Genomic DNA, 13209 nt, shown 5'->3' with positions numbered 1-13209 from the left:
AGATCACAAGTCGGTCGAGACCCGGTATTTCACCTGTATCAAGCTGAAAAAGAACTTTTGAGAAAATGGTGTTGAGGAAATTTTTATCACTTGTCCCCTCATTAATGACCGGAGAAACCTGGAGAATATCATGTCCTCTGAGAAAAACCATCCGGCATTTATCCGGACTGAACTGTACAAGACCGGTAATTTTCTGATCATCGCGATCATAGTGATTTCTGTAAAGACCGATCATTGCCACTTCATCCGGAATCACATCCTGAATAAAATATTTTGTTCCAAAACGGTCCGCAGCACGATTCATCAACTGCAGCGTGGGAGACTCTTCATCGATTGAACCGATGATCAAGTTGCCATTGTCTCGAACAATATAGCTGTAGAGATCATCCTGAGGAGTTGTACCGTAAATCGCCTCGATTTTTTCTAATACAGCCTGCTCAACTTCCTTCTTTTTCAGCTCTTTGTAATTGTCGTTCTTAACAATCTGAAAAATAGTATTACCCGACTCAATGTTGAGTGCCAGCACTACTTTCTTCTTTTTGAAATCATCCAGATAGTTAACAATCAACTCTTCATTGGTTTTCACCATTGAAGACTCTTCGACAAGATCGTCGGTATCAATATCGGCAGCAGGTTGATTCAGATCATCAAGGTCAATTTCTGCAAGTTCATCGAGGCCGGAATCCTCCTCATCGTCGTCCATATCAAGGCCAAAGATGTCATCGGATTCATCTTCAGCAAAAACATCCTCACTGGAAATTTCTTCGCCACCCTGCCCCTTACCTGTAGATTCCAGGGGATCTATCAGTTTCAGCTTATCAAGCCGTAGCAGCTCAAATCCATTCTTCTTGGGCTTGATCCGGGCTATCTTCAGCTGATCGCCTTCAAGACTAATACCAATATATTCGCGAGATTTAAACATCCGGTACAGGTTATGTTAGTCTAATCCAACTCGTTGAAAAGTTGTTGAATTCGTTTCTTGTTATTCGCGTTATTAAACGCTTCATCTTTCGAGATCCGCCCTTCATCATACAGGCGTTTCAGATCCTGCTCCATCGTATTCATTCCCATTTCGCCACCCTCATTCAGCATCTGGTAAATTTCGTTGACGTTATTATTTCTGATGGCGGCACGAATGGAAGGTGTAACCAGTAATACCTCTTTTGCCAGTACCCGCTTTCCGTCTAAGCTTGATACCAGCTTCTGGCTAATCACGCAGGTTAGCACATCGGCCAAACGATTTCGAACCCGATCCTGCTCCTCAGTTGGTACCTCACCCAGAATCCGTTCAATACTCTCCATGGCCGATGAGGTGTGAAGTGTACCGAATGTTTTGTGACCGGAGTCGGTAATTTCCAATGTGGTGGTGATCGTTTCCGGGTCGCGAAGCTCACCGATTACAATAATATCGGGATCCTGCCGAAGTGATTGAATCGCACCCTCTTTGAACGACATCACATCCCGTCCCACCTCACGGTGGCGTATAACACTTCGAATAGGATTATGTATCAATTCAACAGGAGATGCGATTACAACTATATGAGCGTCAACTGTTCGGTTATTTGCATCGATAATCGTATCCAATGTACTCGACTTACCCGAGCCGGTAATACCGGTTATCAATGTTAAACCATATTTATAGTATTTAAGACTGAGCGCTTTGGCAATCTCCGGGTGGACCCCCAATGTTTTAAAAGGACGAATCTCCGTGTCAATTTTCCTCATGTTGAGCGCCAGAGACTCCAGATCCATATACATGTTGGCACGATAACGCCGGTTTCGATTCCCATCCGTTTGAATGGTATGGGAGAAGTCAAGGCTTTTCCGATCGATCAGCTGTTCGCGCTGAGTCTGCGTCAGAATGTTGTGCAGCAGAACATCGGTTTCTGCGATGGGTAAATCTACATCCATCTTTAAAGGAGATTTATTTCCAAAAACCCGGTACCAAATTTTTCCGGAACAGCCGTGCCCGCCCACATCAATATCTGATGCATCGATCTTCTCCATATAGATCAAAAAGGCATTTAGCGACTCTCGAAGTGTTTTTCGCTCCTCTTCAGGCAAATTGTTAACTCGTTCCCCAATGGCTGCATGATATTCAAGACCTTTTTTTGAGGCAGGTATTTCAGAAGCAATTCTTCCGCAAATTTCCCGAATAGGTTTAAAAGAGATGGTGGTTGTACTCATGCAAGCAATTATGTTAGCCGGTTAACCGAATATAAATAATGTAGATGATATTCAAATAGTGAAATAATAAGCAGTAGCTATGGATTGAAAACTTCTAAATTGATTCCACGCCTAAAACATATTTTTTGTATCAGTCGTATCAACAGGAACTATCCCATAAACTAGTGAAAAGAGTACTCAGTACCGCATTTGTTACAAAAAACTGCTTGAGCTCTATATCCACCCTTAATTCCCTAAAAGACGTTTCTTGAGATTCAAAAGTTGTACGTTCATGTTTTCAATTTTCTTCTGCTGAATCTCAATAATATTTTTTGTAAAAATGTTGAACAACTTTTCAGGTCTGCGCCTGAAATAGTTGAGTACATCGTATCTCTGGAAACTCAATAAAATGGCATTTTCCTCACACACAACCTTGGCCATTCGGTTTTGTTTACTGAATAAAAATGTTTCTCCTATAAAACTGCCCTCATCCAAAATGGCGAGCTGTATTTCATCTTTCCAGACGCCCACTTTTCCTTCCCCAACCAGGTACGCTGTCTGAACCCTGTCGTGTTCATTTACAATCGTTTCTCCCCGGAGAAATCGCTCTTCACTGCCCAATTCCAAAAATGAGAGTACATCTTCGTAATGAAAGTTCTTTAACAGATGCGGCGGCTCCTTCAACAGGTTCCGCATGTACAAAGGCATCATGTTTAATTTGTTACTATCCGATCTGGTCATAGATTTCACCTTCGCTTCAATTAATCATCCAGGGTAATTGCTATAATCTCCTCAACGGTCGTAATACCTTCTTTTATCCGCTCCCGACCCGATGCACGCAATGTAAGCATTCCATTTTTAACAGCCTGATCTTTTATCCGGTCCTCGTCAATATCACCGCCCGATTCAAGTATAATTCGTTTAATATCCTTACTGAAAAAGAGCGCTTCATGAATTGCTGCCCGCCCCTTATACCCTATTCCGTTACATTTGTCGCAGCCCACCGCTTCATAAAATGTGTTATTGGCAATCTCTTCATCAGAAAATCCAATTCCACGAAGGGTTTCCGGGTGCGGTTCGTATGCCCTTTTGCAATTGTTACAAAGCCGTCGAATCAGACGCTGAGCCATAACCAGGTTAACTGCATTGGCTATCAAAAACGGCTCCACTCCCATTTTAAACAATCGGGAAACGGCACTGGGCGCATCGTTGGTGTGAAGGGTAGAGAATGTCAAGTGACCGGTATTCGCCAGTTTAATCGCAATTTCTGCCGTTTTCAGATCCCGAATCTCACCCACAAGTACAATATCCGGGTCATGACGCAAAATACCCCGTATGGCCAGATCAAACGTCATATTGTTGCTGATTTTCAACTGGCGGGCTCCATTAATCAAATACTCTACCGGCTCCTCAACAGTCAGTACATTCTTAGTGGGATCAATCACATAATATAGAGCGGCAACCAACGTGGTCGACTTACCGCTACCCGTAGGCCCCGTAATAATAACAATTCCCGAAGGTTTCTCAATGGCTTTCACAAAGTCGGCCTTGGCTTTCTCCTGGAGACCCAGAACATTCAGATCAGTAATCACTTTACGGTCATCTAAAATCCGGATAACGATCGACTCGAATTTACGGTCGAACTGGGCACCCACCATCGGCATGATCGACACACGGTACCGAATGTTGTGATTATCCACAGACCTTTGAATAAACCCATCCTGCGAACTGTCTCGTTCAAACCGATCAACATTTCGTGTTTTATCCTTAATGACTGCAGTGACCGCTTCCGGTTTTACATTTTTCTGCTGATACCACAACTGGAGCTTTCCATCCTGACGAAAACGAATATCGGTAGTGGTCGGCCCACTCGGGATAATGTGTATATCACTCACTCCCTGACGAACACCCTCTACAAGCATCCCCTCAACCAGTGAATTGAGCATACTCTGGTTGATCTCAGCTTCTATCTCCTCCTCATCAACCTCCTCATTCTCCTCTCCAATATCCGGCTCTTCGTAATCGATCTCTTCAAGCAGGTCCAGAAATTCATTCTTCTGCTCATATACGTTGGAGAGAATATATTCGATCATCTCATAGCGACAATACTGAATTTCAAACTCTTTAAAATTGAGTTTAGACAGCGAACCGGAGAGTTTTGGGTCGGATGGGTCTGCCGCCGCGATAGTAAGCGATGTTGTCGTTTTATGAATCGGAACGGCTTTTTGGTGAGCCAACTCATCCACAGTTTCCTGCGGGAGATCGTCCATGTAAGATTTGATATCCTGAATTCTATCCGGCTGCAGTTCTGTTTTACCGGCAAAAACCTCATCAAAAGCATAGATATCGGCTATTTGCCGCATCACTTCATGCCGATCGAGGTTCAGATCCTGGTAAAGTATCTGGCCAATCCTTCGATTAGAGTGCTCAGGCTCCTCGGCAAGAATTTTCAACGCCATGTTGAGCTGCTCTTCCGTAATCACACCCCTGCTGCAAAGGAGGTCTCCAATATGTGTCCTGGTATTTACTTTACCCATGTCAGAGAGATTAGTGATATCAAGGATTTAAGACAAGCCTTAATTACGAAGATTGCAAATGAGTTGGGGTTGATCAAAACGTAGCCACAGCTATTAGAATCGCTATAATTAGCCACTATTTCAATAAAAGTTGTATATAAAAGCTGTTAGAAAAATTAAAGATTTGTTCGAGCCGTCACATTTATTTCCACAAACACCTACGTATTTACTGACTGCGCACCCTGCAACAGGTAAACCGCTGCAGAAGGCCGTCATCCGTTATTGCGGATTCATATCGATCAATGCAGACTCCGAAGACACTACGGTAATTGCAATCAGCGCTACCATAATGAACAAGTTAATAAAGAGGTTAATCGTATCAATAACCGACTCCATCTTGTAGGTTGTCTGAACCTCGTAATATTCGGCAAGCTGTTTGGCATTCTGTTTGAGCGCACCGGACTCCGCTCCGAGCCTGAATCGACTGATAGCAGTAGTTGTAAATACACCGGTCTCCTCCATCGATTCAACAAGTCCGGCACCGTCCTTCAGCATCTTCTTAATCGCAATCTCTTTTATCTGCTTCTCCATATAGGAGTTTCGGCACGCCTCAGATGCCACCCGGATCACATCAATATTCTGGCCGGAACCACTGTAAAGAGTGAAGAATACCCGAGCAAAAATTTCGATACTTGTCTTGTGAAGCAAGTCACCGATTACCGGTATTTTTATGATATACTTATCCAGGAAGAGCTTTCCTTTCGGAGTTCTGACATACCAGCCAAAAAGTGCTATGGGAATAACATGCACCAATGTTAACGTAATCCAGTTGTCTGCCAGCCAGTAACTCACTTCAAGTGTTGCAGCTGTCATGGGCGGGAGATTGATGTCAAATTCCAGGAACAGTTCGGCTGTGGCCGGAAAGATATAGCCCACATAGAAAAGGATTGTGGCAATAACCGCCAAAACGGTAACCGTAGGCATCAGCAGAGATCGCCTTAAATTCTTTTTAAACTCTGCATCCCGTTCCAGAAACTTAGCCGTACTTTCAAAAACCTGGGCCATGTTACCGGAAGTGGATGCAACACTCAACATGTAAGCGGCAAACTTACCGAACACATCCTCATGCTTGCTATACACTTCGTGTCCCTCCTTACCATCCTTCAGATCTTTCTGAATCTCTTTAATAACCTCCTTCATCCGCTTATTCTGCGTATCCTCATACAGAAGGGTCAGAATCTCGTCATAGGGAAGCTGCTGGTTTAGCAGATCGGATGAAAGACTCACAAAAGTAACCACGTCATTGGTCGGAACGCCGCCTTTAAAGTTGAACAGCTTTTTATTCACGCTGATCACTTTATAGCCAAGCTTGGTCAGTGCCCGCTCAAGCTCCTCTTTACTGTAGGCTTCCTGCTCACCGGTTTGCTTTGGCTTTCCGGGGCGCTGCACCTTGTACATGTACGTCTCTTTCTTTTCAAGAGCTTTGACCTGTACACCATTCTTCGTTTCGAGCTTTTTTACTTTAGCCTGAGCCTCTTTTTTATTGGCAGCTTCAAATTCGGTCTTAATCGGCTTACCGGATGATGAAATAGCTTTTAAACGAAACTGAGGCATGTGAGATGATTTATTTTTTGAACAATAACCAATGTATAAGAAACTTTCCTAATATCAACAAGACACTTTTACACCGGGAATGTTACAAATAAGTCAACCTTCATCAAAGCATATTAGAACATTATAGAGTCAGGGTTTGATTAGCCGGTACTGCTCTGCACGGATGCAGATCACCACGTCAGCTGTCATCTAATTCTCTGATAATTACCTCCTCGGTCTACCTGCTAGCAGGCGTTAATTTTGGATCTACCGGCAAGATTACCGTAAATCTCGCTCCTCCCTCATCAGCGTTCACAACCTGAATCTCACCTCCGTGCTGTTTAATGATATCCAGCGAAATGGACAGACCCAACCCCAATCCAAACTTGGCACCGCTTACTTTGGTGGTGAATTTGGGATCAAATATTTTTTCAAGATAATCTTCAGAAATCCCCGGTCCGGAATCAGTTACACTCACCCATATTCTCTCATCACTCACTCCGCACCGGATATCAAGTGAACCTTTTTTACCCATGGCGTCTGAGGCATTTAGAATGATGTTCGTCCAAACCTGATTTAATCCCGCCGCATCGGCTCTGATTTTTGGCACCTCCGGAAGATCCAGATAGAGATCGTAATATTTGATCCGGTTGCTGGTAAGCTGAAGCGTGTCGTGAATTCCCTCCCGAATGTCGATCCATTCATACCGCTCTTCTGAATCGGATCGGCTGTAACTCTTTAAAGATTTCACCAGACCGGCAATACGCTCCCCGGCAGTTTCGATATTCTGAAACATCTTTCCGAATTCAAACTGATCCAGCAAGTAACCAATCTCCTCCTGATTACCGTCCGTTACCTTCTGTAGCAACTCTTCGTAGCCCTCCGGCATTTGGGCAATAATACGTATCTGGGAGTTTTTCAACACCGGCAGTGCCCTCTTCACCCGTTCACTTCTTTCACGGATGGTTTTTGTATCGGGGAAACCGATCTCCCTCCCCAGTTTAAAAAACTGTTTCCCGGTGTCTGTCAGGGCTGAATCTTCACCCTCACTCTGCTGATCCATAAATTGGACAAGCTGACGCTCCAGTGAATCTGTTGATCGAAGAAGTGCGGCCGTCGGGTTGTTTACTTCATGTGCAAATCCGGCCACAAGCTGACCCAGCGTTGCCATTTTTTCCTGATGAACCAGCGCTTTCTGAGCATTCTGAAGATCTTTGTACGCCTGCTTCAGCTCATTCCGCTCATTTTGAAGCTTGCTGTTAACCGAATCAAGCTTCATCTGAAGGATAATGGTCTGACGATATCGCTCCAGCAAATTGGCCATGATCAGCTCATCCAGGTAGCTGTCCAGTTCGGGATGAAGATCAATCAGATGATTGACATCCTTTTTGGGTATTCGGAGAAACCGGCAAGGTTCGTGAGTTTTTGCGGTCGTCAGTGAAGGCAACCCGGTCATAAATGAAATAATCCCAATCAATGAACCGGCCTGAAGGTGCTGAAGCGGAAATTGAACATCGTTATAGGGCTTCTTTTTGTAGAGCTGCACCTCCCCCTCAAGCAAGATGTAGATATTGTTGAGCGGTTCTCCCTCTTTAAAAATGGTGATGCCTTCACCTACCTCAAAAAGATATTTATCCGAACTGCCGGACTCATCCAGAACCCGCTGAAGAAGTTTCGTTACCTCATCGCGATTTTCGAGCCATCTGGATCCGAGTTTAAATTTCATCGGTCTGTCAGTTTCCGTCCCGTTCTTAAACTTTCCGCTATTCTCTCAGAATCGAGTACTTTCATGTATGGCAGCGGATCATCCACCCGTTCAATCACAAAATCGGTAAGGAGTTTTTTGGTTATACTGACCAGCTCATTTTTTTCCCACGGTTTGGCAATATAGTGTTTCAAATCTGCTTCATTTACCGCTTTGACAGTCTCTTCAAGCCCGGCCTGACCTGTAATCAGCACTTTTCTCGTCGGCCTGGTCTCCTCACGATTCTGCATTTCAACCAGCAGCTCCACCCCGTTTTTACCCGGCAAAACGTGATCGCATAATATCAAACCGATCAGCCCTTTCTCTTCGGTAATAATACTATCAATAAGCTCCTCAGCTTCTTCTGCCGTATCGGCCATTTCCACCACAAACTGTTCCTCAAACTCGGTGATGTCGCGTACGATGGAGTCCAGAACTTCCGGTTCATCCTCAACGACAAGTATGTATATTTTTGTTTTCATGATCTTTCCATTATACGATGAGCGGCCAATAAAAGGAAGCCATCAGAATAATCAATCCGATGGCAACCAACCCGATGATGCTGCCTGAAACGATCATATCCTTTGTTTTAACAACGCCTGTACTAACCGCAATGGCGTTAGGCGGTGTGGAAATCGGCAGAACCATCGCAAAACTGGTACTGAGAGCAATAATCAGCCCGATGATTAAGGTTGCCGCAGGCCCGCCCACTACGCCCGATGTAGCCAGTGTAATACCAAGTGGAATAAGCAGCGAAGCCGTTACGGTATTCGATAAGAAGTTTGACATCAGAACCGATACGACCGCGAATACTGCGAGCAGCAGCAGGTACGACATGTTTTCCCACCCTATACTGCCAACAATCCATTCCGCAAGCCCGGTCTCTTTCATGGCAATTCCCAGTGAAATACCTCCGGCAATCAGCCACAGAACCTCCCATGGCAGATTACGAATATCTTCTTTTTCAAATGTTTGAGTGAGTGTAAGTACTGCAACGGGAATCAGAGCCACCATACCGCTTTGTATTCCATGAATACTTTCAGTAACCCAAAGTAGCACCGTTGTACCAAACATAATGTAGAGAATCCACGCTTTACCGGATGTCTGCCACGTTCCTTTCAGTTCCAGCGGGACTTGCTGAACAGCCGGCGGATGAAGTTTAAGAAGCAGAATCCAGGTGAAAACAAGCATCACCAGCGCCAAAGGGGCAGCATAGAGCATCCAGCTGCCAAATTCAACAGAGAGCCCATTCTGATTAAGAGCGGCGATAACCACGGCATTGGGCGGTGTTCCGATGGGAGTTGCCACCCCACCGATGTTTGCCGCAAAAGGAATGGAGAGTGCAATACTGACCCTGGCCGGATCTGAGACCTCCATCTTGGCCAGAATGGGAATGACTACCGTCACCATCATGGCTGTGGTTGCCGTATTGCTCATAAAAGCGGAAAGAAATGCGGTTACCGCCATTAAACCAAGCATAATCATTGCAGGTCTGCTTCCAAAAGGCCTCAGCAATATCCGGGTCATGTTTTTATCAAAGTCATATTTGACGGCCGCATCAGCCAATACAAACCCTCCCAGAAATAGAATGATGATCGGGTTTGCCAGCGTTGCAACAAACTGGCTGTATGGTACGGGACTGTAACTGCCGCCAAACTGAATGAAACCTTCGGCACTGAGCAGCATGACTTCCAGCAGAATAACAAGTATGGATGTGGAGTAGATGGGAATGGTTTCAAACATCCAGAACACAGCCGCCATCAGAAAAATACTTAAAGCAAGATGACCGGCAAATGAGAGTCCGGGAAAAGTGATGATAAGTGGAATTGAAAAACCTGCAATTCCTAAAATGAGCCCGGTTAGTTTAACTTTATCCATAGTGATGAATGGCTTAAGTCAGCAGATGATCTACCCGTAAAATAGACAGAAATAGCCATTAAACAGAGTTATTTCTTTCGAAAAACCAATTATTTACTGGAAGCGGTTTGCTTGACCGAGAGTACAAATTTAATAGGCCTAGTTATTAAAATGTGTGTTTAAAGACAGGAGTTCCTTCACTCCATTTCCCGAAAATTAATGGGGACACTGCATGATGACGTCTTCAATAGCACAGTAACCAAATCACAGAAATAACGTGATTTATCACACCAGCCTTCTGGCACAGATCTGCACCGGATCCCAAACGGGTGAAAAAGGCGGCGCATACGACAGGTCGAGATCTACAACGTTTTGAGCGGTCATTCCGGCGGTGATGGCCGTTGCGATCGTATCAATGCGTTTACCCGATCCTTCAAAACCGACAATCTGTCCGCCGATGATCGCTCTCTTCTTCATTTCAACAATCAGTTTGACCGTAATTTTCGAGCTCCCGGGGTAATAACCGGACCGTGTTCGGCTTTCAATCGTTGCGCTTTCATATTCCAGCCCTTCCTCTAAGCACTCCTTTTCGCTCAAACCGGTTCGGGCAATCTCAAGATCCTTAAACTTTGTAATTGCCGTTCCACAAACACCCGGGAACTCTATCTCTCCTCCACTCAGGTTGATTCCTGCAGCCACACCGTGTTTATTTGCGACCGTTCCCAATGCAATCCATGTTGGGTCTTGCCTCACAATGTGGAAGGATTCTGCACAATCTCCCGCTGCATAGATTGCCGGATCGGAGCTCTGCAGCTTTTTATCCACCCGTATCGCATTCCGAACCCCCAACTCAAGTCCGGCCTCTTTTGCCAGTTCAGAGTTAGGCTTCACCCCCATTCCAAGTATCACCAGGTCAGCATTCAGCTTCCGCTTATCGGTCACAACCGAGGTAACACTCCCTTCACTCTCTTCAAATGAAACCAACGACTCTTCAGGCAGTACATCTACTCCTTGCTCTTTCATGTACTCGGAGATAAGTCCGGCCATATCCCGATCCAGGGTCGTCATCACCTGCGGAGCCATATCAATGAGTGTTACGTTCATCTTTCGTTCCAGCAGCGCTTCGGCCATCTCTATACCGATGTATCCGCCGCCAACAATCACTGCATGTTCAGGCTTATTCGGTTCGATGAAATCAAAAACCTCAATCCCGGTCTGTAGCGTACTCAACCCAAAAATACCTTTCGAATGAATCCCTTCAATGTCGGGCCGTATGGGTGATGCACCCGTTGCGATCAGTAGCGTATCATACGATTCCCAGAATTTCTCCCCGTTTTCAAGGTGATGTACCTGAACCCGTTTATTCTCACGGTCAATTTTTAACACTTCATGACGAATGCGAACATCAATATTCTGTTTTTTCCTAAACTCTTCCGGCTTCCGGGTAATCAGGTTATCTGAACTCTCGATCTGACCTGCAATATAGTACGGCATTCCGCAAGCGGAATAGGATGTGTGATGCCCCCGTTCAAAGACAACAATTTCCCGATCTGCATCTGTTCTCCTTACTTTGGATGCAGCACTCATACCGGCAGCATCTCCCCCGATGACAATCAGTTTTCCCTTTTTCATATATGGTAAATGGTTTGTTTCTTTGATCTGTGTCAAAGTACCAATTATCAGCCAAATCGGCTATCTGTACTGGCACATCAGTGATCAAGTTGGGTCTATCCGGCTTAAGTACAGATTTCACCTCGAAATTATCTTAATAGACATCTGTTATCTGATTTATATCAAATAAAATACCTCTTTACGGTTGGTGTAATATGGAAATTAACCGAAGCCTGTATTTCATACATGATAGTAAAGCCTTTTGTCATCCGGCAGGTTCTGTCAAAATACGTTAACCTTTGGGAGTGGATAAATTCACGCTCTAATTTGAGTTCGCGGAAATCTCAGACTTCTGTATCTTTCTGATCAGATTTCATTGTACTTTTTGATGATTGTAAAGTTTAACCCAACTCCATCTTTTAAAACAGGTTCACAATGACACGAGAAGAGAAGAGCAGCTCAACTGACGGTTTTCAGTACATTCTGAAATGGTCAGGTATCTTTTTTGCCATTTTGGTGATCATCGGCTTTATCTACAGAATTCTCGTTCCGGTCAAACTTAACCTGAATGAGAACGACTATATGAAACGGGTATTTACGCTGAATGAAATTGAGGTTTATCCCACCCTTCCGCCGGAACAGGTGATGGGTGAACTTGACGAAGGAACCATCCTCTATGTGATTGATGAACAGGAGAATCACTACTTAATCCGTCCGTTTATTCGAACGCATGTAGACAGCGTATGGATATCAAAAGATGCCGTTCGGGAGTACTCCCCTGATGAGTATAAACAGTGGCAGCAACAAACAGACCTGGAGCGGTTTGGCCTGGATGAAGAACCGTTGGCTCAATGAACACTGACCTCAATTACCCCGATCAAGGGCGCGTAAGCAAAGCTCACAGGTGGACAGGAAGAGTATTGCTTCTTGTAGTAGGTGTTGAGTGGGTCTTTCTTCTGTTTGAAGCTCAATGGCTCTCCCTTTTTCTCGTCAGTTTAATTCTGCTTGTACTCTTCTCACCGATCATCTTTAAACGCAAACTTCAGGTCGAAATTCCTGCAGAGTTTCACTTGGCAGCAGTCTTCTTCACCTTTGCAGCACTCTACCTGGGGGAAATTCAGGAGTTTTATTCTCGGGTGTGGTGGTGGGATATCGCCCTTCACACCACAGCCGGGCTGCTGATGGGAATTGTAGGTTTTCTGCTAATCTATCTGCTGAATGAGAGTGAACGCGTCTATGTACACTTAACACCCGGATTTATCGCCTTTTTTGCCTTTACATTTGCCGTGATGATCGGTACGGTTTGGGAAATTTTTGAGTTTGCAATGGATCAATTATTTGACCTGAACATGCAGAAACCTATGCTGGGCGATCCCTCCGGCTTAACCGATACCATGTGGGATATGATCGTAAATGCAATCGGGGCCTCCGTTATTAGCCTGATGGGCTGGTGGTATCTAAAAGTTGAGCGAAGCTTCTTTGTAAAAGAGTGGATCCGAACATTTATCCGAAAGAACCCAAACCTGTTTAAAGAGAAATAATAAGATTAGACCTCCCCGAATATTGCGCTGGTCACAGCCTATTGACGTTAATCACCACCGTCGTCAGTTTTAACTTTTAAATTTGACAAACTCCTGTGCAAAATTAGTGACTCGAAATGACAGTAGATGATTTATGAAGGCAGTGTATTGGATTATGTGTTGGATTTATGATAGTTACTTA

At 44.6% G+C, this 13209-nt stretch carries 10 protein-coding genes and 1 pseudogene; 2 read left to right on the top strand and 9 right to left on the bottom strand.

From position 1 onward, the window contains the following. The 9 genes and pseudogenes from BG260_RS13515 to BG260_RS13475 all read right to left on the bottom strand — a co-directional run. Window positions 1-922, bottom strand: a pseudogene (locus tag BG260_RS13515) (hypothetical protein); the annotation flags it as partial. Window positions 923-942: 20 nt separating this feature from the next. Then, window positions 943-2187 (bottom strand): type IV pilus twitching motility protein PilT, encoded by a 1245-nt coding sequence (locus BG260_RS13510; protein WP_069133490.1) that lies wholly within the window; start codon window positions 2185-2187, stop codon window positions 943-945. A gap of 225 nt (window positions 2188-2412) precedes the next feature. Beyond that, complete coding sequence (locus BG260_RS13505; RefSeq protein ID WP_245683975.1) at window positions 2413-2877, bottom strand: Crp/Fnr family transcriptional regulator; 465 nt, start codon at window positions 2875-2877, stop codon at window positions 2413-2415. A 50-nt stretch (window positions 2878-2927) separates the two neighbouring features. Next, window positions 2928-4703, bottom strand: coding sequence for a GspE/PulE family protein (locus BG260_RS13500; RefSeq protein ID WP_069133488.1), 1776 nt, complete (start codon window positions 4701-4703; stop codon window positions 2928-2930). A 258-nt stretch (window positions 4704-4961) separates the two neighbouring features. Continuing rightward, window positions 4962-6296: a type II secretion system F family protein gene (locus BG260_RS13495; RefSeq protein WP_069133487.1), complete on the bottom strand. Its 1335-nt coding sequence runs from the start codon at window positions 6294-6296 to the stop codon at window positions 4962-4964. A gap of 217 nt (window positions 6297-6513) precedes the next feature. Continuing rightward, complete coding sequence (locus BG260_RS13490) at window positions 6514-8001, bottom strand: ATP-binding protein (protein ID WP_069133486.1); 1488 nt, start codon at window positions 7999-8001, stop codon at window positions 6514-6516. Then, a complete protein-coding gene (locus BG260_RS13485) occupies window positions 7998-8501 on the bottom strand; it encodes a response regulator (protein WP_069133485.1) in 504 nt (167 codons plus the stop codon). Before BG260_RS13485 ends, BG260_RS13490 begins: the two co-directional genes overlap by 4 nt. A gap of 10 nt (window positions 8502-8511) precedes the next feature. Next, window positions 8512-9897: an SLC13 family permease gene (locus tag BG260_RS13480; protein WP_069133484.1), complete on the bottom strand. Its 1386-nt coding sequence runs from the start codon at window positions 9895-9897 to the stop codon at window positions 8512-8514. Between the two features lie 264 nt (window positions 9898-10161). After that, window positions 10162-11508: an FAD-dependent oxidoreductase gene (locus BG260_RS13475; RefSeq protein ID WP_069133483.1), complete on the bottom strand. Its 1347-nt coding sequence runs from the start codon at window positions 11506-11508 to the stop codon at window positions 10162-10164. A gap of 414 nt (window positions 11509-11922) precedes the next feature. Here BG260_RS13475 and BG260_RS13470 point away from each other — a divergent pair, with 414 nt between their 5' ends. Together BG260_RS13470 and BG260_RS13465 are read left to right on the top strand one after the other, a co-directional pair. Then, a complete protein-coding gene (locus tag BG260_RS13470) occupies window positions 11923-12342 on the top strand; it encodes a hypothetical protein (RefSeq protein WP_069133482.1) in 420 nt (139 codons plus the stop codon). Then, complete coding sequence (locus BG260_RS13465; RefSeq protein WP_218089780.1) at window positions 12339-13028, top strand: hypothetical protein; 690 nt, start codon at window positions 12339-12341, stop codon at window positions 13026-13028. Before BG260_RS13470 ends, BG260_RS13465 begins: the two co-directional genes overlap by 4 nt. Window positions 13029-13209: the final 181 nt, after the last annotated feature.

The sequence above is a fragment of the Rhodohalobacter halophilus genome, assembly GCF_001715195.1.
GTDB lineage: Bacteria > Bacteroidota > Rhodothermia > Balneolales > Balneolaceae > Rhodohalobacter > Rhodohalobacter halophilus.
This window is presented reverse-complemented; position numbering and strand designations above follow the sequence as displayed.